General features: G+C 70.8%; 22 protein-coding genes and 2 pseudogenes. 14 read left to right on the plus strand and 10 right to left on the minus strand.

The annotated features are described in order from the left end of the window. Window positions 1–12: 12 nt before the first annotated feature. Both ABD366_RS31585 and ABD366_RS31590 read right to left on the minus strand, forming a co-directional pair. Complete coding sequence (locus ABD366_RS31585) at window positions 13–2,787, minus strand: ATP-binding protein (RefSeq protein ID WP_344442915.1); 2,775 nt, start codon at window positions 2,785–2,787, stop codon at window positions 13–15. A 59-nt stretch (window positions 2,788–2,846) separates the two neighbouring features. Continuing rightward, complete coding sequence (locus tag ABD366_RS31590) at window positions 2,847–4,577, minus strand: L-aspartate oxidase (protein WP_324772116.1); 1,731 nt, start codon at window positions 4,575–4,577, stop codon at window positions 2,847–2,849. A 199-nt stretch (window positions 4,578–4,776) separates the two neighbouring features. Between ABD366_RS31590 and ABD366_RS31595 the strand changes: the two genes are divergently transcribed. The 3 genes from ABD366_RS31595 to ABD366_RS31605 all read left to right on the plus strand — a co-directional run bounded on the left by ABD366_RS31595 (window position 4,777) and on the right by ABD366_RS31605 (window position 9,282). Then, window positions 4,777–7,587, plus strand: a complete 2,811-nt coding sequence (locus ABD366_RS31595; protein WP_324772117.1) for a helix-turn-helix transcriptional regulator — start codon at window positions 4,777–4,779, stop codon at window positions 7,585–7,587. A gap of 134 nt (window positions 7,588–7,721) precedes the next feature. Further along, complete coding sequence (locus tag ABD366_RS31600; RefSeq protein WP_324772118.1) at window positions 7,722–8,444, plus strand: sigma factor; 723 nt, start codon at window positions 7,722–7,724, stop codon at window positions 8,442–8,444. A 109-nt stretch (window positions 8,445–8,553) separates the two neighbouring features. Next, on the plus strand, window positions 8,554–9,282 hold the full coding sequence (locus ABD366_RS31605) for an SDR family oxidoreductase (RefSeq protein ID WP_324772119.1): 729 nt from the start codon (window positions 8,554–8,556) through the stop codon (window positions 9,280–9,282). 51 nt (window positions 9,283–9,333) lie between these two features. Here ABD366_RS31605 and ABD366_RS31610 read toward each other — a convergent pair whose 3' ends face one another. Next, window positions 9,334–9,957, minus strand: a complete 624-nt coding sequence (locus ABD366_RS31610; protein WP_324772120.1) for a histidine phosphatase family protein — start codon at window positions 9,955–9,957, stop codon at window positions 9,334–9,336. Window positions 9,958–10,134: 177 nt separating this feature from the next. Here ABD366_RS31610 and murJ point away from each other — a divergent pair, with 177 nt between their 5' ends. Both murJ and ABD366_RS31620 read left to right on the plus strand, forming a co-directional pair. Then, window positions 10,135–11,817, plus strand: coding sequence for a murein biosynthesis integral membrane protein MurJ (murJ, locus tag ABD366_RS31615; RefSeq protein ID WP_324772121.1), 1,683 nt, complete (start codon window positions 10,135–10,137; stop codon window positions 11,815–11,817). 64 nt (window positions 11,818–11,881) lie between these two features. Then, window positions 11,882–13,360, plus strand: coding sequence for a hypothetical protein (locus ABD366_RS31620; protein ID WP_324772122.1), 1,479 nt, complete (start codon window positions 11,882–11,884; stop codon window positions 13,358–13,360). Window positions 13,361–13,434: 74 nt separating this feature from the next. Here the strand turns inward: ABD366_RS31620 and ABD366_RS31625 are convergent, their stop codons facing one another. After that, window positions 13,435–13,884: a spore-associated protein gene (locus tag ABD366_RS31625; RefSeq protein ID WP_324772123.1), complete on the minus strand. Its 450-nt coding sequence runs from the start codon at window positions 13,882–13,884 to the stop codon at window positions 13,435–13,437. 179 nt (window positions 13,885–14,063) lie between these two features. Between ABD366_RS31625 and ABD366_RS31630 the strand changes: the two genes are divergently transcribed. Then, the gene (locus ABD366_RS31630; RefSeq protein WP_324772124.1) at window positions 14,064–14,519 is read left to right on the plus strand and encodes a VOC family protein; all 456 of its coding nucleotides are present in this window, start codon (window positions 14,064–14,066) and stop codon (window positions 14,517–14,519) included. Window positions 14,520–14,692: 173 nt separating this feature from the next. Here the strand turns inward: ABD366_RS31630 and ABD366_RS43580 are convergent. Next, window positions 14,693–15,019 (minus strand): annotated as a pseudogene (locus tag ABD366_RS43580) (EamA family transporter); the annotation flags it as partial. On the opposite strand from ABD366_RS43580, the gene ABD366_RS31635 reads away from it, so the two are divergent. Then, on the plus strand, window positions 15,018–15,278 hold the full coding sequence (locus ABD366_RS31635) for an Lrp/AsnC ligand binding domain-containing protein (RefSeq protein ID WP_324772125.1): 261 nt from the start codon (window positions 15,018–15,020) through the stop codon (window positions 15,276–15,278). The pseudogene ABD366_RS43580 and the gene ABD366_RS31635 overlap by 2 nt on opposite strands. 133 nt (window positions 15,279–15,411) lie before the next feature. On the opposite strand, the gene ABD366_RS31640 is transcribed toward ABD366_RS31635, so the two are convergent. Next, window positions 15,412–16,359, minus strand: coding sequence for an alpha/beta hydrolase (locus ABD366_RS31640; protein WP_324772126.1), 948 nt, complete (start codon window positions 16,357–16,359; stop codon window positions 15,412–15,414). A 75-nt stretch (window positions 16,360–16,434) separates the two neighbouring features. On the opposite strand from ABD366_RS31640, the gene ABD366_RS31645 reads away from it, so the two are divergent. Next, window positions 16,435–17,016 carry a helix-turn-helix domain-containing protein gene (locus ABD366_RS31645; RefSeq protein WP_324772127.1) on the plus strand — a complete coding sequence of 194 codons (582 nt, stop codon included), beginning with the start codon at window positions 16,435–16,437 and terminating at the stop codon, window positions 17,014–17,016. A 121-nt stretch (window positions 17,017–17,137) separates the two neighbouring features. After that, complete coding sequence (locus ABD366_RS31650) at window positions 17,138–18,235, plus strand: M4 family metallopeptidase (RefSeq protein WP_324772128.1); 1,098 nt, start codon at window positions 17,138–17,140, stop codon at window positions 18,233–18,235. Here the strand turns inward: ABD366_RS31650 and ABD366_RS31655 are convergent. Continuing rightward, window positions 18,230–18,976 (minus strand): methyltransferase domain-containing protein, encoded by a 747-nt coding sequence (locus ABD366_RS31655; RefSeq protein ID WP_324772129.1) that lies wholly within the window; start codon window positions 18,974–18,976, stop codon window positions 18,230–18,232. The two genes, ABD366_RS31650 and ABD366_RS31655, sit on opposite strands and share 6 nt — an antisense overlap. A 20-nt stretch (window positions 18,977–18,996) precedes the next feature. On the opposite strand from ABD366_RS31655, the pseudogene ABD366_RS31660 reads away from it, so the two are divergent. Beyond that, window positions 18,997–19,656 (plus strand): annotated as a pseudogene (locus ABD366_RS31660) (aminotransferase class I/II-fold pyridoxal phosphate-dependent enzyme); the annotation flags it as partial. Here ABD366_RS31660 and ABD366_RS31665 read toward each other — a convergent pair. After that, on the minus strand, window positions 19,657–20,028 hold the full coding sequence (locus tag ABD366_RS31665; protein WP_324772130.1) for an NUDIX hydrolase: 372 nt from the start codon (window positions 20,026–20,028) through the stop codon (window positions 19,657–19,659). Between the two features lie 172 nt (window positions 20,029–20,200). Between ABD366_RS31665 and ABD366_RS31670 the strand changes: the two genes are divergently transcribed. The 3 genes from ABD366_RS31670 to ABD366_RS31680 all read left to right on the plus strand — a co-directional run bounded on the left by ABD366_RS31670 (window position 20,201) and on the right by ABD366_RS31680 (window position 22,108). Further along, a complete protein-coding gene (locus ABD366_RS31670) occupies window positions 20,201–20,719 on the plus strand; it encodes a hypothetical protein (protein WP_324772131.1) in 519 nt (172 codons plus the stop codon). Between the two features lie 175 nt (window positions 20,720–20,894). After that, window positions 20,895–21,410 carry a GNAT family N-acetyltransferase gene (locus ABD366_RS31675; protein ID WP_324772132.1) on the plus strand — a complete coding sequence of 172 codons (516 nt, stop codon included), beginning with the start codon at window positions 20,895–20,897 and terminating at the stop codon, window positions 21,408–21,410. 101 nt (window positions 21,411–21,511) lie between these two features. Next, window positions 21,512–22,108: a hypothetical protein gene (locus ABD366_RS31680; RefSeq protein WP_324772133.1), complete on the plus strand. Its 597-nt coding sequence runs from the start codon at window positions 21,512–21,514 to the stop codon at window positions 22,106–22,108. A gap of 22 nt (window positions 22,109–22,130) precedes the next feature. Here ABD366_RS31680 and ABD366_RS31685 read toward each other — a convergent pair whose 3' ends face one another. Both ABD366_RS31685 and ABD366_RS31690 read right to left on the minus strand, forming a co-directional pair. Beyond that, a complete protein-coding gene (locus tag ABD366_RS31685) occupies window positions 22,131–23,156 on the minus strand; it encodes a DNA topoisomerase IB (protein ID WP_324772134.1) in 1,026 nt (341 codons plus the stop codon). A 20-nt stretch (window positions 23,157–23,176) separates the two neighbouring features. Then, a complete protein-coding gene (locus ABD366_RS31690) occupies window positions 23,177–23,365 on the minus strand; it encodes a hypothetical protein (RefSeq protein ID WP_324772135.1) in 189 nt (62 codons plus the stop codon). Between the two features lie 280 nt (window positions 23,366–23,645). Between ABD366_RS31690 and ABD366_RS31695 the strand changes: the two genes are divergently transcribed. After that, window positions 23,646–24,386, plus strand: a complete 741-nt coding sequence (locus ABD366_RS31695) for a dienelactone hydrolase family protein (protein ID WP_324772136.1) — start codon at window positions 23,646–23,648, stop codon at window positions 24,384–24,386. The last annotated feature ends 119 nt before the right edge of the window (window positions 24,387–24,505 follow it).

A 24,505-nucleotide genomic window follows, 5' to 3' on the forward strand; every position in this document is an offset into this window, starting at 1 on the left:
TGCACGGAGCGGTCACAGCGCCGTGCGCAGGGATCGTCGGGAGGTGATGCCGAGCTTGGCGTACACCTTGCGCAGGTGCCATTCCACGGTGTGCGGACTGAGGAACAACTGGGCGCCGATCTCGGGGTTGGTGAGCCCCTCACTGGCCAGCTGCGCGATCTGCCTCTCCTGCGCGGTGAGCGTCGCCGAGGCGGCACCGCCACGCTGGGCCACCGTCTCGCCGGTCGCCCGCAGCTCGCGGACTACACGCTCGGCGAACGCTTCCGCACCGAACCGTGCGAACAGTGCGTGCGCCTCGCGCAACTGCTCCCGGGCGTCGATGCGACGGCCCTCCCGCCGCAACCACTCCCCGTACAGCAGATGCGCCCGGGCCTTCTCCGCGACGACCCGGGTACGGCCGAGGCGATCGACCGCCTCGCGGTACAGCGCTTCGGCCGCGCCTCCCTTGCTGAGCAGTGCCCGGGAGCGCGCCTGGACGCCCAGCCCCCAGTCCGTGGCGGCGGCGTCCGTGACCCGGGCCAGCCGGACCAGTGCGGACTCGGCCTCCTCGTGGTGACCGCTGCGCGCTGCGGCCTCCACCAGTTCGACCAGTCCCCAGTTGGCCGCGACCAGGTCCTGAGGGTGCGCGCTCGCAAGGCGGGCCGCGTCGTACGCCTCCTCGTACCTGCCCAGACTGTTGAGGAGCACGGCTTCGGCCCTGCGTGCGACGGCGACGCCGATGCCCTCACCGCGGTTCGCCGCATCGTCGGCGCCGGTCTCGATCAGCGGACCGGCTTCGCGTTCGCGTCCCTGCCAGGCGGCGAGCGCCAGCGCGCCGTACGACGTGAAACTGCTGTCGGCCGCCTCCTGGAGCCGGACGATCTCCGAGATGCAGAGCGCCGCCGCGTCCAGTTCACCGGCGCTGGTGTGGACGACGACCCGCGAGTTGAGCGCGAGCGGCAGCTCCGTCAGCGCGCCGACCGCGCGGGCGGTCCGCACCTGGCGTGTCACCAGCGCCGTCCAGCCCTCGTCGTCCCACATCTCGGCCGCCAGCGCCGAGGCCAGCCACGACCAGCGCAGGATGTTCTCCGGGTCGGTCTCCTGGAGGAACGCCCGCACCGCGTCGCGCGACGCGGCCACCGCGTCGCCGTATGTGCCCGTGAACCGGGTGGTCAAGGCGTTCAGGAGCAGATCGGCAGCGCGTGGCGGCCCGCCGACGGGTACCGGCGTCCGCTGCGCGGCCACCGCCACCTCGCGTGCGCTCGTGCCGGAGGCGAGGCGGCCGGCGAACACCGCGGCCGACAGGCTGTCCAGGAAGGTCTCCCGGGCCAGGCCCGCATCGAGCGGCACCAGGCGCCGCGCGGTGGCCAGCAGCAAAGGGAGCGCCTCGTCGACGCGGCTGGAGGCGAAGGCGATCCGGGCCTGGACGAGATCCGCGCGGGCCTGACCGAGTTCGTCCAGGACTCCGCTGCGGGCCAGGGCCAGCAGATCGCGCGCCGCCGTGGGAGCACCGGCGCGCAGTTTTGCCTGCGCCGCGGCGAGGGCCCGCGTCGCCTTGTGCTGTGGGTGGGGCGTCAGTACGGCCGCGTGGGCGAGGAACGCCGCCGCCGCGGCGGTGCCGCCGCGCGCCAGCGCCCGCCCGGCCGACGACTCCAGCTCGGCGGCGATCGCCTCGTCCGGCCGCACCGTCGCCCGCGCCAGGTGCCAGGCGCGGCGGTCGGGGTCGAGAACGGGGTCGGTCACCTCCGCCAGGACCCGGTGGGTCTCCCGCAGCTCGGCTAGGCCGGCCGAGCGGTAGATGGCGGAGCGCAGGAGCGGATGCCTGAAACGCACCAGCGCCTTGACGTCGAGCAGCCCCGCCGTCACCGCAGGGCCGACCGCGTCCAGGCCGAGGTCCAGCCGCTCGGCGGCGCGCCGGAGCAGTGCCACGTCACCGATGGGCTCCGCGGCGGCGGTCAGCAGCAGTCGCTGCGTGGCCGCGGGCAGCGAGCGGACGCGTACGAGGTAGCTGCGCTCGATACGGCCGGTCACCGGTCCGGAACCGGGCAGGCCGAGCCCGTCGGCCGGCTCCGACTGGGTGTGACTGTGGGGGAGTTCCAGCAGGGCCAGGGGGTTGCCGCGGGCCTCGGCGAGGACGCGGTCGCGGATCCGCGGGTCCATCGGGCCGTCGGCCGTGGCATCCACCAGTGCGCGGGAGGCGGAGTCGTCGAGGCCGCCGAGCGTCAGCTCGGGCAGATTGGCGAACTCGTCGTGCCCCCGCTGTTCACGGGAGGCGAAGATGAGGGCCAGCGGCTCGGCGAGCATCCGTCGTGCCACGAACGCCAGCGTCTGGGCGGAGACCCGGTCGAGCCACTGGGCGTCGTCGACCAGGCAGAACAGCGGCTGTTCGGCGGCCACTTCGGTCAGCAGCCCGAGGACGGCAAGACCGACCAGGAACCTGTCAGGCGGCGGCCCCGCGCTGATCCCGAACGCCGTGGCCAGCGCCTGTCTCTGCGGAGCCGGAAGGGAGTCGGCGCGTCCGAGGAACGGGGCACACAACTGATGCAGTCCCGCGAACGGAAGCTCCATCTCGGACTCGGCACCCGCCCCGCGGGCGACGCGGTGCCTCGCGGCGCGCGCTGTCAGATGATCCAGCAGAGCGGACTTCCCGATTCCGGCATCACCGCGCAGGACCAGTACGGCGCTGCGTCCCGCCTCCACCTCCGAGACCAACTCGTCGAGCGCGTCACACTCCTGACGCCGCCCACGCAACTGCCCCGGACCGTCCCCACTCACGCTGACCGCCGCACGCGGGGAGCATAACAACATGGCAGGCGGCCGAGACCGGTACGGCGAGGGGGACGGATGGAGAAGCAGAACGACGGCTCCTACTCGGCCGGTCCGGCGCCGGCCGCGAGGTCGTCCATCAGCTCGGCGATGTCGGTGGGGACGGGCGGGACAGGTTCGCGGCGCACCCCGGCCGTCGGGGACCACACGAGGTTGACTTCGAGGTCCGGGTCGACACCGGGGTGGTCGGAGCGGTGGTGACAGCCCCGTGTCTCCCGCCGCTCCAGCGCGCACTCAAGTGTCGCGCGGGCGGCGAGCACGGCGGACCTGAGGTCGTAGGCGTACGCGAGATCCTGGAAGCCGCCGATGTCGATGTGCACTCCCACCTGCTCCGTGCGGGCCTCGATCTCGTCGAGCCGGGTGAGCCCGGCGGTGAGCCCGGCCTCGTCCCGCACGACACCCGCACGCTCCGTCATCAGGTGGCGCACGGACCGGAGCAGCGCGCGGACGTTCTCCTCGCCGTCGGCGGTCAGCAGCCGGTTCACGTCCGCCTCGGCGGCGCGGACCGCCGCGGGCGAGCGCGGGTGGGTGGTGAGCCCGGCCGAGTACTCGGCCGCGGCCCGGCCGGCGACGCGGCCGTAGACGAGTGATTCGATCAGTGCGTTGCCCGCCAGCCGGTTCGCGCCGTGCAGACCGCCGGCCGCCTCTCCGACCACGTAGAGCCCGTCGATGTCGGTGCCGTGGTCCTCGGGACGGACCCGGACGCCGCCCATGGAGTACTGGGCGGTGGGTACGACCTCGATCGGGTCACGCGTGATGTCGAGCAACTGCTCGTCCAGCAGGCTCTGGTGCACGTGCGGCAGGCGTGTGAGGACCGTCTCGGGCGGCAGGTGCGACAGGTCGAGCCACACGCCGCCCGCCTGGGTGCCGCGCCCCTCCTTGATCTCCGAATAGGAAGCCCGGGTGATCCGGTCCCGGCCGGACAGCTCCATCCGCTCGGCTTCGTAGCGCGTCATGAACCGCTCGCCGAGGTTGTTGAGCAGGGCACCGCCCGCGCCGCGGACCGCCTCGCTGACGAGCATGCCGGCCGTGTTCTGCGGCCCGAGCAGTCCGAAGGGGTGGAACTGCACCAGCTCGGGGTCGTGCAAGCGGGCACCGGCCTCGACGGCGAGGCGGAACGTGTCGCCGGTGTTCTCGCCGCGGCGCGAGGTGGTATGCCGCCAGATGCGCGTGTGTCCGCCGGTCGCGAGGATCACAGCATCGGCGTGGACGCGGTAGCGCGAGCCGTCGACGAGGTCGAATCCATAGGCGCCGAACACGGTGCCGTCGTCGACGAGCAGCCGGGTGACGTGCACGTTCGACAGGACGGGGATGCCGAGCTGCCTAGCGCGTTCACGGAGCGATCGCCGCACCTGCGGACCGGTGCGCTCGTCGGCGAACGCGGCGCGGCGGTACGTGTAGTTCTCGAACTGATTCTCGGCGGCCGCACCGTGGCCCTGGCGGTCGAGGCGCGTGCCGTAGCGGCGCATGTCATGGATCGCCTGCACGGCGTGGCGGGCGACGACCTGCGCGGCGCGCGGGTCGGCCAGCAGGCACCCCTCCAGCAAGGTGTCGGCCACATGCCGTTCCCACGTATCGCCCGGACCGGCGGGAGCAGGCGCCTCCTCGGAACTTCCGACCGTCCAGGGAGTCGGGACCTCGTCGGCTTCGCCTTTGGCCACCGCGATGACCGCGACACCGGCCTCGGCGGCCTCGATGGCCGCTCGCAGACCCGACCCACCGGTCCCCACCACGAGAACGGACGTGGCGAGCTGGTGTCCGAGCGAATCCATGAAACCTCCTGCGGCGGCGGGTGGGCGAGACCATCGGCAGGGGACGACCGGACAGCGGGCCGGAATGTGACAGCCTCCGGGCTTTTTCTGATGTGGAGTCCGTCATAACCGTTCGCCACAAGGTGTGGGTACTGTCCCGGGTATCGTTGCAAGGATCGTTCTGACAACGTTGTGGGATTCCCCCTAGGAGCCGCCTCGCATGATCGCCAGCCCGCTTCCCGACCTGGTCGGCCGGCCTCGCGAGTGTGCGGCTCTCGACGACCTGCTGGTCGGCCTGCGCGCGGGCGGGGCCCGTGTACTGGTGCTCCGTGGCGAGGCCGGTATCGGGAAGTCGGTACTCCTGAAGTACGTGGCCACGCAGGCCTCCCGGACGACGGTGACGTGGGCGCACGGCATCGAGGCCGACATGGAGCTGCCCTACGCGAGCCTGCACCAACTGTGCGCGCCGTTCCTGGATCAGCTGGAAAAGCTTCCCGAACCCCAACGCGACGCACTGCGCGTGGCGTTCGGCATGGCGGCCGGTGACCCGCCCGACCGGTTCCTGGTCGGCCTCGCCGTGCTCACCCTGCTCACCCGGGCCTCCGAGACGCGCCCGGTGCTCGTCCTGGTCGACGACGCCCAGTGGCTGGACCAGGTGTCCCTGCAGACCCTCGAATTCGTGGCCCGGCGGTTGCTCGCCGAGGCGGTCGCCATGGTGTTCGCGGTGCGGGACCCCGAGGGAGCAGCCGCGCTCCACGGCCTGGCGTCCCTGCACCTCACCGGCCTCGACACCGCCGCGGCCGGTGAGCTGTTGGAGGTCACCGTCGGCGGGCGTCTCGAGAGGCGGGTCCGGGACCGGTTCGTCGCCGAGATGCACGGCAACCCCCTCGCGCTGCTCGAGTTCTCCCGCGGACGCAGCGCCGCAGAGCTGGCGTACGGACTGGACGCGTCGAGCCACCCGAGCGCCCAGGGGCCGGTGGTGAACCGTGTCGAGCGGGACTTCGCCGGCCGGCTCGGTTCGCTGCCGACGGCGACCCGGACACTGCTGCTGATCGCCGCGGCGGAGCCGGTCGGTGACGCGCGCCTGCTGGTCCGCGCGGCAGCCTCGCTCAAGATCACGCCGTCCGCCGCGCCGGCCAAGGCGGCAGGCCTGATCGAGTTCGGGGAGTCGGTCAGATTCCGGCACCCACTGGCCCGTTCGGCGGTCTACCACGAGGCCAGGCCCGAACAACGCCGGGCCGTGCACCGGGCGTTGGCCGAGGCCACGGACCCGGCCCTGGACCCCGACCGGCGCGCCTGGCACGCCGCCCAGGCCGCCGACCGGCCGGACGAGGAGGTCGCCGCGGGCCTCGAGCGGGCCGCCGACCGCGCGCGCCAGCGCGGCGGCATCGCGGCCGAGGCGGTACTGCTGGAGCGCGCGGCCGAGATGACACCGGACCCGTGGCCACGGGGGCGCAGGGCCCTCGCGGCGGCCGAGGCGCACTTCTCCGCCGCAGCTCCCGACCGGGCGACGGAGCTGGCGACGGCCGCCGAACTGTGCCCCCTCAGCGCCCTGGACCGCGCCCGGCTGGCACGGCTGCGGGCCAGGATCCTCTTCGCCCGCAGCCGCAGCGACGAGGCGGCGCCGCTCCTCCTGGAGGCCGCCGCACAGTTCACCGCGGCCGGGTCGCCGCTGGCGCGCGAGACGTACCTGGAGGCGATCAGCGCGACCATCTTCGCGGGTCGCGTCCACGGCCCGACGGGCGCCCGCGCCGCCGCGATCGCGGCCCGCGGATCCGGGGCGCCCCCCTCGGGCTCCGAGGCCGCCGACCTTCTCCTCGACGGTGTGGCCACGCTCCTCACCGACGGATACGAGACCGGCGTACCGGCGCTGCGCGGAGCGCTGGAGCTGCTCGCACATGAGGAGTTGAGCACCCGGGACGCGGTCGTGCGCTGGCTCCTGCTGGCCCCGGTCGCGCTGGAGGCGTTCATCCACTACGCCTGGGATCTGCACGCGTGGGAGACGCTGTCGACGCGCGCGGTGCGCCTGGCCCGCGACATCGGTGCGCTCGGTTCGCTGCCGCCGGCCCTTATCTACGCCGGCGGGGTGCATATCCACTACGGCGACTTCGCCGAGGCCGCCCGGATGATCGACGAGGCCGACGCGCTCGCCGCCGCGACCGGCCACGCCCCGCACAAGTACGCGGCGCTGGTCCTGGCCGCCTGGCGCGGCGAGGCGGACGTCGCCGCCGGCATCATCGACGAAGCCAGACACCGGGCCGAACAGCGGGGCGAGGTCTCCCTGTTGGGTGCCACGGGCTACATCCGAGGCGTGCTCTACAACGGCCTGGCGCGCTACGAGGAGGCACTGGAAGCCGCTCGTACGGGCATCGAGCACGACGGATTCAACTTCACCGGCCTGTCCCTGGTCGAGCACGTGGAAGCCGCTACCCGGTGCGGTGAACTCGACCAGGCCCGCGCCTCGTTGGCCCGTCTGGTAGAGCTCACGCGTGCCGCCGACTCCGGCTGGGCCTGTGGCGCCGCCGCCCGGAGCCGGGCTCTCCTCGCCGACGGTGACGAGGCCGACGGTCTGTACCGCACCGCGATCGAGGAGTTCGGCCGCGGCAGAGTGACCGTGGAAGTGGCACGCACCCACTTGCTGTTCGGCGAATGGCTGCGCCGCAGTCAGCGCCGTTCGCTGGCCCGGGAGCAACTGCGTACGGCTCACGAGATGTTCGACGCCATGGGGGCGCACGCGTTCGCCGAGCGCGCCCGCCGCGAGCTGCTCGCCACCGGCGAGCACGTACGGACGTGGGAGACCAGGCAGGCGAGCGCCCTGACCCCGCAGGAGCAGCAGGTCGCGACGCTCGCCGCCGACGGCATGACGAACGCGAAGATCGGTGCGGAGCTGTTCATCAGCCCGCACACCGTGGAGTGGCACCTGCGCAAGGTGTACACGAAGCTCGGGATCAACTCACGTCGCGCGCTGCCGGGCGCTCTCGCGAGTGCCGGGGCCACGGGACCCGGGAACGAGGGCACCGTCAGGTCGTAGGGGTTGGCCCCATGGGGACCCACGGGGTCCCTACGGACTCGACCACGGGGAACAAGGGCGCGGTGGGGGGTGTGCCGGACCGAGGGTGGAACCATCGCCCGCGCCGGGCGCCCGTTCACACCTGAGGAGCCCCGATGTCCGCGCCAGGCCCGGAGACGACGACGCCGACCACACCCCGGGGCGACCGGCCGGCCGAGGGCGACCTGGACGTCGCCCTCTCCGTCTTCCAGGCCCAGCGGACCCGGCTGTTCCGTATCGCCTACCGCATTCTCCGCGATGTCTCGGGGGCCGAGGACGTGGTCCAGGAGGTGTGGCTGCGCTGGCAGCTCACCCATCGCGCGGAGATCGAGAACCCGGCCGCGTTCCTGGTCACGGCCACGACCCGGCTGGCCATCAACGTCATGAAGTCCGCACGGAACCGGCACGAGACCCCGGCCGAGCCACAGCTGGCCGAGTTCGGTGACGGGGGCGCACAGGATCCCGTGGCGCGTGCCGAGCAGGCCGTGGCGGTCGAGGCGGCCCTGGGCCTGCTCATGGCGCGGCTGACACCGGACCGGCTGGCGGCCTATGTCCTGCGGAAGGGGTTCGGGTACGCCTATGCCGACCTCGCGGGGCTGCTCCGGATCAGCGTGCCGAACGCACGGGTGGTGGTCCATCGCGCGCAGACCCGCCTCGAATGCGACCGCGAGCAGCCGGTCCACGCCGCGTCGCACCGGCGCCTCGTCGCCGCGTTCCGCGCCGCGGCCGGCACGGGGGACCTGGAGAGCCTCGTACGGCTCCTCGCCCCGCCCGCCGGTGACACGGAGCCGGTCGCTCGGACCACCCCCGGAGCTGTCGCCGTCGCCGTACGCCCATGAGCGTGGCCGCACACCCACCCGCCGCGTCATGTCCGTGTCCGTGTCACAAAAAAGCGACGTGCCCGGTCAGTCTCATGGCACAGCTATGGATCGTCACGAGAGGCACATCATGAAGATCGCAGTCATCGGCGGGACCGGGCTGATCGGCTCGCAGGTCGTCCAGAACCTGAACTCCGCCGGACACGAGGCGGTACCGCACTCGAAGTCCACCGGAATCGACATCATCAGCGGTCAGGGCCTCGAACAGGCGGTCGCCGGGGCCGACGTCGTCGTCAACCTGACCAACTCGCCGACCTTCGACGAGGCCTCACCGGCCTTCTTCCGGACCTCGATGGACAACCTCCTGGCCGCGGCACACAAGGGCGGCGCCGGGCACTTCGTCATCCTCTCGATCGTCGGGGTGGACCGGGTTCCGCAGTTGGACTACTACCGCGCCAAGGTCCTCCAGGAAGACATCCTCAAGACCGGAGGGATTCCCTACTCGATCGTCCGGGCCACGCAGTTCATGGAGTTCATCGACTCCGTCCTGTCCTGGACCGCCGACGACGACACCGTCCGTCTGCCCGCCACGCCGATCCAGCCCATCGCGGCCAAGGACGTGGCCCACGCGGTGGCGGAGGTCGCCGCGGGCGCCCCGCTGAACGGCGTCCGCAACATCGGCGGCCCCGAGGTCTTCCACCTCGACGAGCTGGGCCGGATCACCCTCACCCACAGGGCCGACCCCCGCACGGTGGTCACCGACCCCGCCGCGGGCATGTTCGCGGCAGTAGAGGGCGACGTCCTCACCGACACGAACGCCCATCTGTCCCCCACCCGCTACACCGACTGGCTCTCCTGACGGACAAGCTCCCGGACACTCGCCGCCACCCTCAGCGCGCACACGTGTCCTTCAGACGCGGAGTTCGGGCGGCAAACCCGTCCAGCGAAGCTCCGGGGGAAGGTGTCCCGTGTCGTTGTAGACGAGCAGGGAGGCCGGACGGCCGGGTGCGTAGCGGATGACCGTCAACGCGGCATTGCCGTGGCTGAGTCCGATCCAGCGCCGGCTCGGGGCGTCGAGGGCATCACGGACCAGCCACGCGATGAGGAAGTTGTGGGTGACGACAAGCTCGTGGCGCGGCCGGTCACCGTTCACCGGCCCGGTGAAACGCGCGACCGCGTCCCGAGCGAGGCCGGGGCCCAACTCCCGTGCATCGGCGGGGAACCGGGCCAGGCGCTCAAGCGTGGCGTCGGCGGTTTCGGGCGGTAGCTCTTCCCGGGCCGGGAGGTAGGGGAGGTAGTCACCGGCCGACTCCGACCGATGAACGGGGACACCGTCGAGCCGGCCGTGGATCAGCTGGGCCGTCTGTGCGGCGCGGGGGAGGGGGCCGTGGTGGATCGATGCCAGGGGCGTTCGGCGGAGTCGTTCGCCGAGCAGTTCGGCCTGGCGTCGGCCTCGCGAGGACAGTTCGCTCTCGTCATCCGTAGCCTCTCCATGCCGGGCGAGATAGAGGTAGCGAACAGCGGCCCCTGACATGTGCGACACCCTTCGCCCGTTTCAAGATCACCTGGTTTGCAGGACGCCACTCGAAGCCATGCGGTTCCCGTCACGCGCAGCCGGACCACGCAGAAGAGCCGCCCAGGCCGACCTCGTAGGAGAGAGCCGGACGAGCCCGTCTACGTGAAAAAGATCGTGAGCACGTAAGTTGACGGCATGGTTCAGGGGGCGGACTCCGCGGCGCAGACCATGCCGCAGGAGCAACAGACACGGGAGCGGCATGCCGCTCAAGGGGCGAAGGACAAGGGCGGGCTGGCACGTTCGTCCTTGTTGATGGCTGCCGGCACGGTGGTGTCCCGGGCGACGGGACTGATCCGCAACGTGTTGCAGGCCGCGGCGCTGGGCACAGGCCTGCTGGCCAGCACCTACAACACGGCGAACACGGTGCCGACAAGCCTGTACACGCTGTTGATCGGCGGTGCGCTCAACGCCGTGCTGGTGCCGCAACTCGTGCGGGCCAGGGCGACACAGCCCGACGGCGGGCGGGCCTATGAGCAGCGTCTGGTCACGCTGGTCGTGTGCGTGTTGGGCGTGGGGACGGCACTGGCGGTATGGGCGGCGCCGCAGATCGTGGGCCTGTACATGCGGGACAACCCCGACAGCCACGAGGCGTTCGAGCTGACGGTGACGTTCGCCAGGTTCCTGCTGCCGCAGATCTTCTTCTACGGACTGTTCAGCATCTACGGACAGGTGTTGAACGCCCGCGAGAAGTTCGGCGCGATGATGTGGACGCCCGTGCTGAACAACGTAGTCCTGGTCAGCATGTTCGCCGCCTATCTGGGACTGATGACGGTGCCCGACCGGGTGCAGGACATCACCGCCGACCAGGTGCGGTTGCTGGGAATCGGGACGACGGCGGGCATCGCGCTACAGGCACTGGCACTGATCCCGTTCGCCCGGGCGGCGGGTTTCCGGTTCCGGCCGCGCTTCGACTGGCGGGGCACCGGCCTCGGCGGCAGCGTCCACGCGGCGAAGTGGACCCTGCTGTTCGTCCTCGCCAACCAGGTCGCCCTGACCGTGGTCACGAACTACGCCAACGCCACCGACCAGGAACTGCCCCAGGCCGGCGCGGGCTACTCGGCCTACACCTATGCGCAGACCATCTGGCTGCTGCCGCAGTCGATCGTGACCGTGTCGCTGGTGACCGCACTGCTGCCGCGCATGAGCCGGGCCGCCGCGGAGGGGCGCATCCCGGACCTGCGCGGGGACCTGTCCCGGGCCCTGCGGATCAGTGGCGTGATCATCGTGCCCGCCGCCTTCCTCTTCCTCGCCCTGGGACCGCAGATCTCCTCGCTGCTGTTCGCCCACGGAGCGGCGGACGCCGCCTCCTCCCGCCCCTTGGGGTACATGCTGCAAGCGTTCGGGCTGGGGCTGATTCCGTTCGCGGCGCAGTACTTGCTGCTGCGCGGCTTCTACGCCTTCGAGGACACCCGCACCCCGTTCTTCATGGCGGCCTGGATCGCGGTCGTGAACATCGCTCTGGCCACCGCCTGCCATCTGCTGCTGCCCGCCCGCTGGGCGGTGGTCGGCATGGCCGGGGCCTACACCCTCTCCTACGTGGCCGGCCTCGCCCTCACCGCGTCTTTGCTGCGCAAGAAACTCGGGGGCCGCATCGACGACGGCGGACTGCGCCGCACCTACGTGAAACTGTTCTGCGCCGCGGGCCCGGCCGCGGGGCTGGGCTGGGCGGCAGCGCAAGCGTGCGCCGGCCTGGGAAGCGGAACGTGGCCCACGGCCGTCGCGCTGGCTGCCGGAACACTGGTGACAGCCCTGGGATATCTCATCCTCGCCGGGCTGCTGAGAATCGAAGAACTGCGGCGCCTGCCCGGGATGCGTTGAGTATGGCCGGACGCCGCAGAGAGGTGTGCTTCATGAACGGTCCTGCGCGCGGGGAGGGGCGAACATGCTGAAAGATGTCGAGGACGGGGCGCGGGCAGCAGTACTGCTCGCGGGCGGTACGCCGCTTCACGACGCGATGGTCGGTGCCGACCCCGGCGACTGGCTCGCGCTGGACGAGGGCGTGCGCGAAGTGGCCTGCTACAGCTCGCAGTACGAGCCGGAGTGGGAGCGCGTCGCCCCGCTGACCGCGGACGAGGACCTGGAGCACGCCGATGAGTCCCGGCTCGCCCTGGCGCTCTGCCACCGGAAGGGCCGGATACGTCAGAAGGCGGTGCGCTGGTCGGTCCGGCATCCGGCGCTGCTGCCGTTGCTCGTCATCCGCTGCGCCGACTGGGCGGCCCCGGTGCGGGAGACGGCTCGGCGAGCGCTGCGCGAGGTCCTGGACGCGGAGTCGGCCGTCCACCTCGCTTCGCTGATCCTGCGCGTCGGGCGCCGCGACAGAGGGGACTTCGCCGTCGAGGTGCTGGGGGAGCTGCTGGGCGGGGCTTCCCGCACGCGGCTGGGCCCTCTCTTCGCCTCTCCGGACCGTACGGTTCGGCGGTTCGCCTACCGTCTGGCCGTCGAGCGCCGGTTGTTCACCCCCGCCGAGCTGGCCCGCGCGGCTGCCCGGGATCCGGACACCGTGGTCCAGGATCTGTGTGCCACGGCGGCACTTGCCGCTCTGCGCGACAAGGAGGCGTACGCGGAGACGGATGAGGTGGCGTACGCGGACACGTATGAGGAGGCGCACTCGGACACGTATGAGGACGTGCTGTCGCCCTTGCTGAACGCGCGCAACCCCCGTACCCGTTCGGCAGGTGTCACCGGGCTGCGCCGGGCGGGGCGTGCGGAGCAGGCGGAGGCTTTCCTCGGAGACCGGTCCGGGCTGGTGCGCGCCTGCGCCCGGTACGTCGTACGTCGGCATGGCGGCGATCCGACGGCCTGGTACCGGGCGCAGTGCACCGCCCCGGAGGAACCCGGGTTGCCGCCCGGTGCGGTGATCGGGCTGGCCGAGGGCGGGGACCGTGCGGATGCCGGACTGCTGCTGCCCCTGCTCGCACACCCGGCTGCCGGGGTACGGGCCCAGGCGGTGGCCGGACTACGGCTCCTGGAGCGCACGACCACCGAGCAGCTGCGCCCGTTCCTCGACGACCCCGCCGCCGGCGTCGTACGTGAGACGGTGCTCGCCTTGCTGCCGTCCGCGAAGGATCTGCCTGCCGACTGGCTGCTGGAACGCCTCGGTGCCGAGCGGCCGCAGCACGTCCGGCGCGCAGCGTTCCGGCTGCTCGACGCGCGCGGCGGAGCTGTGGCGCCGGGAGCGGCGGCCGGACTGCTGGACGACCCGGATCCGAAGCTGCGCATGTGGGCGGAACAGTCCGTACAGCGCCGGCGTCCGTCGATGGAGGTGCAGGTCGTACGTCCTGGTCCTGCCCCTACGGGAGAGCCGACGGAGTTGCTGGCAGACCAGCCGCTCCGGGAAAGCCGCTGGGCCCCCGGCCTGTGACAGGTCGGGGGCCCAGCGCGACAGCCTGCCGGAGGGGGTGTTCACGGCGCCGGCGTTGCTGCGGACGAACGCGGTCAGCGGATCGACGTCACCCGGTGCTCCTTCAGGGCAGCACAGTTGGAGCCGTACACCGAGACGTACACGTTCTTGATGTTGCCGCCCCAGTCGACGCAGTGGCCCTTGCCGTACGCGGAGACCGGACCCGCGTACGAGGTGAAGGCGCCGTAGTCCGAGTCGCCCTGCTCGGTGTCGGGCACGTAGAGATACGCCGACATGTCGACGGCGGTGCCCGGGGAGCTGCGGATGGTGGCCACACAGTTGCGGCCGGTGGCGGAGTTGTAGGTGAGGTAGACCGTGCCGAGCGACCCGACCGGCGCGGAGTTGACGGTCTTGTAGGCGCTCCCGCAGACCTTCTGCGGTGTGGTGTTGGGCGCGGCGGAGGCCGGTGAGGCCAGGACGGCCGTGGAGCCGGCGGTCAGGGCCGCTACTGCGCCCATCGAGAGAAGAGTACGGCTGAATCGCATTATTTCCCCCTTGTTGGTCTTGGAGTACTTCCTCCTGCTTGGTGTGACATCTCTGACTCGGGAAGGGTTGTTGTGCCTTCAGTTAACTGACTGAAAGCCGTTGGCATGGCCGGAAACCGCCCGGCCGGTGCCGGACCCGAATCGGCAACAAGTCCGGGCTTGATCAGTAGAGTTGGCCGATGACCATCACCCCGAGACTTCAGCTGACCGTCGACTGCGCCGACCCGGAGCGGCTCGCGAGGTTCTGGGCCGCTGCGCTCGGGTACCAAGTCGAACCGGCGCCCGCACCGTTCGCCACCTGGCGCGCCTACTGGCTGAGCGAAGGCCTTACGGAGGAGGAGTTGGGCGAAGGCGACTGCAGCGACTCCGTCATCGATCCGAAAGGCGCCGGTCCGCGCATCTGGTTCCAGCAGGTGCCCGAGGGCAAGGTCGTGAAGAACCGGCTCCACCTCGATCTGGGCGTGGGCGGAGGACGTAGCGTTCCCTTCGGCGTGCGCAGGGAGCGAGTGCTCGCCGAGGTGGCGCGGCTGGAGACCGAGGGCGCGTCCCAGGTGCGTATCGCGGACTCTGAGGAGTCGAACTCCTTCTCCGCCCTGATGCACGATCCGGAGGAGAACGAGTTCTGCGTCCATTGAGCACTTGAGCACTTGAGCACCTGAACGACTGGTCGCCGGCTGGTGCGCAGGCGGGGGTCCCAGAGACAGGCTCTGGCGTGGCGGTCGCGGGACATAGGAGGCAGGCACGCGGCGATCATTGCGGCGAGCACCAGCGCGCATCCCGCCCACGCCATGGGTGAGAGGTGCTCGTGGAGGAGCAGTACGCCGATCAGGGCCGCCGCCAGCGGCTCGGCGAGACTGAGTGTCCCTACGGTGGTCGCCCGCACGCGGACCAGACCGGCGGTGAACAGCCAGTACGCGGCAGCCGTCGTGGCCAGGCCCAGCCAGACGATCAGCCCCAGGGTGGAGCCGTCGCCCAGGGGCGCGGAGTCGGTGACCATCCAGGGCAGCAGGGGGAGTGCGCCTACCAAGAGGGAGAGCGCGGAGAGTGTGGGCAGTTCACCGGGGCGCGTGACAGAGGTCAGATGCTTGGCGAAAACGGTGCACAGGCCGTAGCAGGTGCCGGCGGCCACGGCCATGACCAGGCCCAGCAGATCGACCCCGGCGCTGCCCGGTGCCAGCAGCAGGACGCAGCCGGCGGTCACCTCGGGCGCTCACGACTTCCTCATCCATGTGGCCGTGCCGGAGGTGGACAGCGTCTATGCGTTCGTCATCGACCGTCTCACCGAGCGCCGCGAACTTGCCGATGCGCAGACGACGATGGTCTACGAGCACGTCCAGTCCCGCTCCATCGAGCCGTCCGGCCCCGCTCCCGGCCGATCGACAAGTGGCCGCTGACCGGACGTGAGCAAGCGCGACGGCTCGACGCAGTCCCGTCTCGACCGACAGCCGACCATTGCCGTCCGGCGTCCGTCCGGCGATAGTCGGCATCCGTCCGGCATCTGTCCGGCGTCCGTCCGGTATCCGTCCGTCAGGGCGAGGTGGTTCCCCGTGCGGTCGGCAACTCACCTGCGGACGCGCCGAGTTGCGTGGTGAGCCACTCCGCCACGAGGGACAGGACTCCGGGGTCCACAGGGGTGCGTACCAGACGCGGATACGAGCGGATGCTGTGCCGCCCGCGATCGAGACGCAGTACGTGGGTCAGGTCGGGGACACGGTAGATCTCGGCTCCGCCCGGCACCAGACGCCGGATCACCTCGAGGTCATCGGGGTCGATCTGGATGTCCTTGTCGCCGGTGACCGCCAGGACGGGTGCGCGAACGGCGGCGAGGTCGGCGCGGGTGTCGTGCACGAGCATCTCGCGCATCCAGCGGGCGTTGACCGGCGCGCCGGCGATACGCGCCACGTCCGTACGGGTCTTCTTGATGCGCGCGAGAATCCTGTCGCCCACCGCACCCAGCGGGCGCCGCAGGAGGCGGAGAGAGGCGGGCAGTCCGGCGACGACGGAACGCGCCTGCCAGCGCAGGGCATCCTCACCGACTCGGGCGAAGCCGGCCAGCAGCACCGCCGCCCGTACGTTCTCCTGCGTGGCCAGCGCCATGCCGTGCAGGGCGCCCTCGCTGTGTCCGACGACGGCGAGCGCGTCCGCGCGGATGTCGGGGCGGGCGCCCAGGGCGCGCAAGGCGGCGGCCGCGTCGCGCCGGTTGTCATCGAAACCGGCCGCTTGCCAGGCGCCGGGGGTGCCGGCGACACCACGCCGGTCGTAGCGCAGGGTGGCGATGCCGGCAGCGGCGAGGACATCGGCGAGCGGTCCGCCCAGGTTCATCCGCAGCTTCGGGGTGTTGCCGTCGCGGTCCAGCGGGCCGGACCCGTGCAGCAGCAGAACCGCCGGGTGCGGACCCGGGCCCGAAGGCAGGGTCAGGGTGCCGGCCAGCGGGGTGTCGTCGTCGGCGGTGACCGTCATGTCGATGTCGGGCAAGGCTGGTCTCTCGCTATCGTCGGTTCTCACTGATCTCAACTTCAAGAACGTTATCAGATATGAGATCATAGGGTCATGCCCACCGCGAACCTCCTGCTCCACCCGGTCCGAATGCGCATTCTTCAGACGCTGCTCGGCGCCGGGGAGCTGACCACCGCCCAGCTGCGGGACCGGCTGCCCGACGTACCCCCGGCGAGCATGTACCGGCACGTCGCCACGCTCGCGCAGGCCGGCATCATCGAGGTGGTCCGGGAGAGGCCCGTGCGCGGCACGGTCGAGCGCAGCTACCGGGTGCGACAGGAGCAGGCCGTCGTGGACGACGACGCCCGTACCGCCATGACCAAGGACGATCACCGGGACGCCTTCGCCGCGTTCACCGGCGCCCTGATGTCCGACTTCGAGCGGTACCTCGCGCGGGACGACGCCGAACCGGCCCGCGAGGGCGTCCTCTACCGGCAGGGCGCGGTATGGGTGACCGACGACGAATTCGCCGCGCTCGTACAGGAGTTGGAGGCCGTCGTTGCCCGCCGTACGCACGCCGGTCCCGGAGACGGTCGCACCCGCCACATCGTCAGCCTGGTGCTCCACCCCGACAAGGTGGCGGGCGGCGACAGCGCCGAAGACGGGGGAGTGGAGCACGGACGGGGACAGGACTAGGGCGGTCGAGGTCAGGGCCGGAGCGGCATCGCTGTCCAACGAATGAGGGCCAACCACTCGATGTTATGGATTGTGGAGCCAAGCAGTGACATGACGGTCAGGTGGTGTCACATTGCACGACATGAGCCACGACAAGAGTCACGTCATGAGCCAGGTCCAGAACCCCGCCACCCCTCCAGTGTTCTGCACGATCGTGCCTCCGCACGTTCTCGACAAACTCGCCCGGTCGGAGGACTCGGCGGTCGCCGAAGCCGCCCGGCGCACCCTGGAGCACGACTCCCTCCAGCGCACCCGGCGCCGGATCACCACGCTCCGTACCGCTGCCGCGCACTCGGGAACCGTCTCCGACAAACCACAGCGCACGATCTACGACGCCGGGCACCGCGAGACCCTGCCCGGCAGCAAGGTGCACGCCGAGGGCGACGCGCCGTCCCAGGACGCCACCGTCAACCGCGCGCACGCCGGGCTGGGCGCCACGTTCGACCTCTATCTCAAGGTGTACGGGCGGCACTCCATCGACGGTGCCGGTCTGCCGCTGGACGCCACCGTCCATTACGGAGAGAAGTACGACAACGCGTTCTGGGACGGCTCCCGCATGGTCTTCGGCGACGGGGACGGCGAGCTCTTCCTGGACTTCACCATTCCCGTCGATGTCATCGGTCATGAACTCACCCACGGCGTCACCCAGCACACGGCCAATCTGGAGTACTACGGCCAGTCGGGCGCGCTCAACGAATCCGTCTCCGATGTCTTCGGCTCGCTCATCAAGCAGTACGCGCTGGGACAGTCGGCCGACGAGGCCGACTGGCTGATCGGGGCAGGCCTGCTGGGACCGGCCGTGGACCGGGGCGAGGCGCTGCGCTCGATGAAGGCGCCCGGTACCGCCTACGACGACGACGTGCTCGGCAAGGACCCGCAGCCCGCCACGATGGACGACTACGTCAAGACGTCCCAGGACAACGGCGGCGTGCACATCAACTCCGGCATCCCCAACCACGCCTTCTACCAGCTGGCCACCGACCTCGGCGGCAACGCCTGGGAACGTGCGGGCAAGATCTGGTACGCCACGCTGACCGGCGGCGAGCTGGCGAGCGACGCCGACTTCGCGGACTTCGCCCGGCTGACGGCGGCGTCGGCCCGGACGCTCTTCGGCGACGACGGGGACGAAACGCGGGCCGTGCTCAAGGCGTGGTCGTCGGTGGGTGTGCCCGCTTCATAGAGCGGGGCTGCTCGTGGTGGCGGCACCGGACGGATTCACGGCGAGGGCCTTGAAGAACGTGTAGTGGAAGGTGCCGCCGGCCTGTGCGGTGCGGTACAGGTCCCTGATCCCCCGGTCCCAGTCGTCCGCCGTCATGAGACCTGCCGCGAGCGCGTCGTTCCGGACGGATTCGACCATGGCGATGAAGGTGTGGCGTGTGAAGCCGTCGACCAGTGCGGGCCGGGTCTGGTCGGCATACACCGTGTACGGACGAACCCCGACGCCGTCGTAGCCGGCCTGAGTGAGCAGGGGGTGCAACTGCCGACCGATCAGTGCGTTTCCGCCGGCGGCGGACTGCAGTCGGATCTGGCATTCGATCGCGGCGCGGGCGTACGCGCTGTCCGGATGGAAGACGGCCGATCCATGATCTCCGTCGATCACGGTGATGGTGCCCCCCGGCCGTAGCAGGCGCCGCAGGGCGGTCAGCGCCCGTCCGGGGTCCGACAGGTGCTCCAGGACGAAGCAGGCGAAGACATGGTCGAACCGCGCGTCGGGAAAGGGTAGTTCGAAAAGATCGGCGCAGTACCACTCCACTCGTGCCCCCGGTGCGTGGGCCGCGACCCGAGCGCGGGCCTGCGCAAGAGATTCCGGGGAGCGGCCGACCGCGGTGATGTGCGCTTCAGGGCTGGCCCGGGCCAGGTGAACCGTCTGGCCGCCGACCCCGCAACCGATCTCCAGCACCCTGCTGTCGGCCGAATACACCGTGCCCGCATGCAACAACGATCACCGAGGACGACTACGACGCGGAGCATCGCTACGACCGGTCTCCCGTGCCCGCTCTGCGCTCCATGCTGCCCGACCGCGTCTGCTACGCGGGGAGTGTCTCCAAGCTCCTCGCCCCCGCACTGCGCATCGGCTGGGTACTCGCACCGCCGAAGTACCGTGACGCTCTGCTCGCCGCCAAACGTTTCGCCGACCTGGGCAACGCGGCACTACCACAGCTGGCCCTGGCCCGTTTCATGGAATCAGGCGCGACGGAACGCCAGTTGAGGCACTTGCGCTCACGTCACCGCCGCCGCCGGGACGCCATGGTCGACGCCGTCACGACTCACCTTCCCGGCGCGGTCGTGCACGGCGCCGCGGCGGTCCTGCACCTGACGATCACCTTCGACACCGAGTTCGCCGACACCGACCTTGCCGCCGCCGCGCTCACACGAGGCGTAAAGGTGCAGCCACTCTCCTGGCACGGCCAACACCCGTCCCGCCCCGGGCTGGTCCTCGGCTACGCGGCGAGCACGCCCACCGACATCAGAGAAGGTGTGTCCATCCTCGGGGCGGCCCTACGACGCATGCTCTGCACCTTGCGCTACGTAGTCCGGCGGATGGCGGATGGGGGATGGGGGACAGCGAATGGCGGGCAGCGGTCGGGCAGGTCAGTGTGATCACGGTCGTGGTTGCAGGGCGACATAGCGCTCGAAGGCCTCGCGGGCATCGGGGACGAACGCCTCATGCTTCACCAGCGCGGCGAGTTCGTCCCCCGCCAGCCAGTCGTACCAGGCGATCTCTGCGGGGTCAGGGGTGAGGAGGCCGTCCACCACGGCTTCGTGCAGGCCGAGCCAGTACGGGCTGATTGCTCCCGTGCACCTGAACTTGAACACGAAGGCAGGGCGGCGGTGTACGAGGGTCCGGCCCCGGGCGTCACGGCACACGATCGTCGCGATGCGGTGCAACCAGCGCTGCCGGATGGCTTCGCTCCGGCCGACCACGGCCAGAACTTCATCGCGGTCATCCACGCGTTCGACAAGTTCACCCATGGAGCAGACGGTGCCACACGGCACTGACAGGCGCGGTCGACTTGGTCACGGCGCGGTCGGCCTGGTCACGGCGCGGTCGGTCAAGTCCTCCCTGAGCACATGTCCCCTCCGCCGCTGGGCGGAGAGGGTCCGCCGTAGCGGACGAAGCGGGACCGCCGTGCCCGGGGCTTTCATGTACGCCATGACGACAGCCGCCACCCCTCTCCTCGCCTCCGCACCCGCGCCCGTCTGGGCCCGCCGCGCCGCCCACGCCATCGCTCTGTGCGCCGTCCCGTCCGGCCTGTGGCGCATCGCCATGGCGTCCGGTGTCTATGTGGGCTACAGCGACCAGGTGTTGCGCGAGGTCTACGGCATCCCTGGCTGGGGCATCGCGTATGTCGTCGGGCTCTCCGTCCTCGCCGAGCTGGCCGCGCTGTTTCCGCTGCTGCTCGTCAGCGGCCGGTGGCGGCCCCTGCCTCCCAGGGTCCTCTCCTCGCTGGCCTGGACCGCGTCGGGCATCTTGGTCCTGGTGACACTGTGGCAACTCGCGGTCGCCTTCACCGCGGAGAGCCAGACGTACATGGCGAGCGGTACGGCACAGACCGTCTGGGGCGTCGTCTATGCCCCGCTGTTGGCCATCCCGGCCCTGATGACAGCGGTGACCTGGTCGTACGCGAAGCGGCACCGGACGGCACGGGGGAGGCGTCAATAACGTGTTGCCCGGTCGGATGAGCCGTTGTTATCGTCACGCCAGCGCGACCGACGCGTGATCACGGATGAGGAGGTTGATGAATATGGCTGCCGTCGGCCTTCATCAGCATGCCCTCATCCGGCCCGCGCGATAAGAAAGTGCGGCCCGGGTCGTTTCCGACGACCAGGAGAGACACGTGTCTTCCCCTTCTTCACCCGGCCACGCCGACCTGACCACCAAGCGCCTCGTCCTGCGGCCCTGGACCCTGAGCGAGGCCACCGCGGTCCTCGACGGCGGCCGCTCCGCGCAGTGGGCGGACGACTTTCCCGCCGAAGGCGATCGTGTGATCGCCAGTCTCTTCGAGCAGCACCCCGCCTGGCTCGGTCCCTTCGGCCACCGTCTGATCATCGAGCGCGAAAGCGGCTTGGTGGTCGGCTCGATCGGCCTGTTCTGGCCGCCCGGCGAAGGCGTTCTCGAGATCGGCTACGGCATCGTGGCCTCCCGCCGCGCCCAGGGCTACGCCACCGAGGCGACCCGGGCCCTGGCGGAGTTCGCCCTCACCGCACCTGAGGTGCACACCGTGTCCGCCACCGTGGAACTGTCGAATCCGGCCTCGGTCCGAGTGCTGGAGAAGGCCGGCTTCCATCGGTGGACCACCGAGGAGGAAACGGCCCGGTTCCGGATCACGTCTGCGGATCTCGACCTGCGGTAATTCCCCGAGGGCCCTGGAGGCGATGCCTCCAGGGCCCGTCGCGGCGGCCGGCCTGAGCCCCCGCGCAGCCGGGTGGCGGCGGTGTGCTCGACAATGAGGTCATGGACGTGCCCGAGCTGCTCGAGTCAGCTTCCCTGCTGGTTCCGGAAGCCACCGCGACCGGGAACGACCTCACGGTGCGGGACATCTGGGACCACCTCGTCCACGACGAGTGGGAGATCGCCCTGGGCGTGTTGGAGGAGCTCGGGGACGGCCACCCGCTGCCTCTCGCGTTCTGGGAGAAGCTCGCCGACGCGGCGGAGGAACTGCGGCTCGAGCGGAGCGCGGCCTGGTGCCATTGGCGGTGTGCCGAGATCCGCCACGGTGTGATCCGGGCAGAGCTGACGCTCCGTCCCGCCGCCGAGGCGCGACGCACGACGGCGATCTCCGGCGCCGGTGTCCTGCGGCCCATGTGGGACATCGGACACCTCTCGCCCACCGGTGAGCGTGCGGTCAGCATCGCCGCGCTCTGGGTCGAGGACATGCCCTGTCTGGAGCCGGGCGGGCGCGCCACGGTCCGACTCGTCCCCCTCACCCCGTCCCAGTGGACGCACGTCCGGCCCGGCCGGTGGATCACCATGTACGAGGACCGAACCGTGGCCGGCACCGCAGTCGTCCTGGAGGTTCATCGTCCGGCCGCTGCCGGACCCGCGGAATGACGCAGACCGGTCACCGACCGCCTCACGCCAGCAGCCGCAGTACCGCCTCCTCGATGGGCCCCTGGGTCGCAGGATGGCCGAACATGGCGCCGTCGCCCAGCTGATCGAGGGCACCGGCGATCGTGCGGCCCTGGTCGAACAGCTCGATGATCCGCGGGTTGATGTAGGAGGCCCGACACACCGCGGGCGTATTGCCCAAGTACTCGCTGACCTCGCGGACGGCGCGCGTGACGGCGCTCTTGCGTGCGGTACGGGACTCTTTGGCGACCCGGGCGGACACGGCGAGGGCGACTGCCGCGAGAACGGTGGCGTGCCAGGTGCGGAAGTCCTTGGCGGTGATGTCCTTGCCCGCGCTGTCGCGCAGATAGTCGTTGAGTTCGGCGGCGTCCAGCTCGTGCCAGGACCCGCCCTGCCAATAGGCGAACAGGCGTTGGCTGTCACCGCTCCGGCGCAGCAGGGCGCGCAGAACCTTGCAGGCGGGCGGATCGACGAACGCGCGGCTCTGCGTCTTGGAGTACTTCGCCGGATACGTGAGGCAGACCTCTCCCGTCTGGCAGGAGGCATGTTCCTTCAGCAGGGTGGTCAGCCCATACGTGCCGTTGTCCCGTCGGTAGGACTCATTGCCGATACGGAAGAAACCGAGGTCGAGGAGGCGGACCGCACAGGCGAGCACACGTTCCCGGCAGAGTCCGCGGCGGTCGAGGTCCTGCGTCACCTGCGCGCGCACATCGGGGAGTGCACGGGCGACCTCCAGCACGTGGTCGTGCTTCGCCAGCTCCTGCCGCTCGCGGAACTGCGGGTGGTACAGGTACTGGCGCCTGCCCGCGGCGTCGGTGCCGACGGCCTGCAAGTGACCGTTGGGCCACGGACAGATCCAGACGTCCTGCCAGGCCGGGGGGATGACGAGCTCCCTCAGGCGTTCCTTCTCCCCGGAGTCGGTGATGGGGCGGCCCGAGGCATCCACGTACCGAAATCCACGTCCCGAACGGACTCGGGTGATTCCGGGTCTTTCGATGTGGCTCGTCCGCAGTCGCGGCTTCTCACGCATGTTCCGCCCGGTCCTTCCCTTCAGGAGTCGGGGTGCGCGGCGTCCTTGAGTCTCCATCCGTGGCCGGTGCACCCCTCGGGCGGCGGCGGGAAGCGATGACCGCGTACGTCGGTGCTGTAGCCGTGATGCTGCCGGCAGTCGCACTCGTAGATCCCCGAATCGGGGACGATCTCGCCTGGGTGGTGCACCTGGTTCGGGTTCTCGTTCATAAGCCCGGTCTAAGGCCGAGCCCGCCCTTCGCGCGACCCGGGTGCGCCGGACGGGGACCTGTCCAAGTTTCCCGGGCCGGCGGTGTCCGGTGACCGGAGCGTCCGCAAAAGCTGTTGGCGGACCGCGGCGGCCGTTGTTAACCTCCCGGAGGCCGTGCGAGAGAACGAGGAGGTGGTACCCGTGAACGCAGTATCAACATGGGTGCTCCCCTCCGGGGTCACGGTCGGGCGGTAGGTCGTCCGGGAGCGCCGTTCATGGGCACTTCCGAAAGGCACGACCATGCAGTTCACCTCTGAAAAGCGTCTCGACGACGGCGTCATCGAGCGCGCATTCACCCTCGGAAAGATCCCCGGCATCCTGTGGACACCCGCATCCGCATCCGCAGCGGCTCCGACACCGCTGATCCTGCTCGGCCACCCTCCGCTCGGACTGGACACGATGTACCCCCGGCTGGTGGGACGGGCCCGAAGCGTCGCGGCGGACGGTTTCGCCGCAGCCACGATCGAGCTCCCCGGAAGCGGTGACCGGCCCCGCCGGCCCGCCGTCGAGCAGGCCCGCGCCGACCTGCGCCGGACGCTGGAGGCCGGGGAGCCGGTCGGCGACGAGATCATCGACGCCCTCATCCTCCCGCTCGTCGAGACGTCGGTCCCGGAATGGCGGACCGCACTCGACGCGCTCCTGTCGCTGCCCGAGATCGGCGGCCCGGTCGGCTACTCGGGCGGAGTGATCTCCATCGGCGTCCGCCTTGCGGCGGTCGAGCCGCGCATCGTGGCCGCCAATCTCTTCGCCGGGAGTTTCGTGCCGCGCGCCACGTTCGAGGAGGCCCGCCGGGTCACCATTCCGCTGCACGTCCTGTTGCAGTGGGACGACGCGGGGAACGACCGGCAGGCCGCCCTTGACCTGTTCGACGCCTTCGGCTCCAAGGAGAAGACGCTGCACGCCAACATGGGCGGGCACACCGGTGTCCCGCCGTACGCGGGGGAGGCCGTGGCCGGGTTCTTCGCCCGGCATCTGAGCTAGCCCCCCGGATCCCCCCCGGATGCCCCGCAAAGATCACAGCCCCGATCACCGCCCGCCGTCGATCCGGGAGCGGGCGGTAATCGGTGGCGGCCAGGCAGGCGCGGGAGCATCCCGCCCGT

It is taken from the genome of Streptomyces kunmingensis (genome assembly GCF_039533535.1).
In the GTDB taxonomy this organism is placed as follows: Bacteria; Actinomycetota; Actinomycetes; order Streptomycetales; family Streptomycetaceae; genus Streptomyces; species Streptomyces kunmingensis.

What these genes read in the sequence shown, in the direction of transcription:
- ABD366_RS31600 (WP_324772118.1), top strand. Translation starts at nt 7,722, where the DNA reads ATGTCCGCGCCAGGCCCGGAGACGACGACGCCGACCACACCCCGGGGC.
- ABD366_RS31645 (WP_324772127.1), top strand. Translation starts at nt 16,435, where the DNA reads ATGCCCACCGCGAACCTCCTGCTCCACCCGGTCCGAATGCGCATTCTT.
- ABD366_RS31650 (WP_324772128.1), top strand. Translation starts at nt 17,138, where the DNA reads ATGAGCCACGACAAGAGTCACGTCATGAGCCAGGTCCAGAACCCCGCC.
- ABD366_RS31595 (WP_324772117.1), top strand. Translation starts at nt 4,777, where the DNA reads ATGATCGCCAGCCCGCTTCCCGACCTGGTCGGCCGGCCTCGCGAGTGT.
- murJ (WP_324772121.1), top strand. Translation starts at nt 10,135, where the DNA reads ATGGTTCAGGGGGCGGACTCCGCGGCGCAGACCATGCCGCAGGAGCAA.
- ABD366_RS31625 (WP_324772123.1), bottom strand. Translation starts at nt 13,884, where the DNA reads ATGCGATTCAGCCGTACTCTTCTCTCGATGGGCGCAGTAGCGGCCCTG.
- ABD366_RS31635 (WP_324772125.1), top strand. Translation starts at nt 15,018, where the DNA reads ATGACCAGGCCCAGCAGATCGACCCCGGCGCTGCCCGGTGCCAGCAGC.
- ABD366_RS31685 (WP_324772134.1), bottom strand. Translation starts at nt 23,156, where the DNA reads ATGCGTGAGAAGCCGCGACTGCGGACGAGCCACATCGAAAGACCCGGA.
- ABD366_RS31695 (WP_324772136.1), top strand. Translation starts at nt 23,646, where the DNA reads ATGCAGTTCACCTCTGAAAAGCGTCTCGACGACGGCGTCATCGAGCGC.
- ABD366_RS31610 (WP_324772120.1), bottom strand. Translation starts at nt 9,957, where the DNA reads ATGTCAGGGGCCGCTGTTCGCTACCTCTATCTCGCCCGGCATGGAGAG.
- ABD366_RS31590 (WP_324772116.1), bottom strand. Translation starts at nt 4,577, where the DNA reads ATGGATTCGCTCGGACACCAGCTCGCCACGTCCGTTCTCGTGGTGGGG.
- ABD366_RS31680 (WP_324772133.1), top strand. Translation starts at nt 21,512, where the DNA reads ATGGACGTGCCCGAGCTGCTCGAGTCAGCTTCCCTGCTGGTTCCGGAA.
- ABD366_RS31690 (WP_324772135.1), bottom strand. Translation starts at nt 23,365, where the DNA reads ATGAACGAGAACCCGAACCAGGTGCACCACCCAGGCGAGATCGTCCCC.
- ABD366_RS31620 (WP_324772122.1), top strand. Translation starts at nt 11,882, where the DNA reads ATGCTGAAAGATGTCGAGGACGGGGCGCGGGCAGCAGTACTGCTCGCG.
- ABD366_RS31670 (WP_324772131.1), top strand. Translation starts at nt 20,201, where the DNA reads ATGTACGCCATGACGACAGCCGCCACCCCTCTCCTCGCCTCCGCACCC.
- ABD366_RS31585 (WP_344442915.1), bottom strand. Translation starts at nt 2,787, where the DNA reads ATGTTGTTATGCTCCCCGCGTGCGGCGGTCAGCGTGAGTGGGGACGGT.
- ABD366_RS31665 (WP_324772130.1), bottom strand. Translation starts at nt 20,028, where the DNA reads ATGGGTGAACTTGTCGAACGCGTGGATGACCGCGATGAAGTTCTGGCC.
- ABD366_RS31605 (WP_324772119.1), top strand. Translation starts at nt 8,554, where the DNA reads ATGAAGATCGCAGTCATCGGCGGGACCGGGCTGATCGGCTCGCAGGTC.
- ABD366_RS31630 (WP_324772124.1), top strand. Translation starts at nt 14,064, where the DNA reads ATGACCATCACCCCGAGACTTCAGCTGACCGTCGACTGCGCCGACCCG.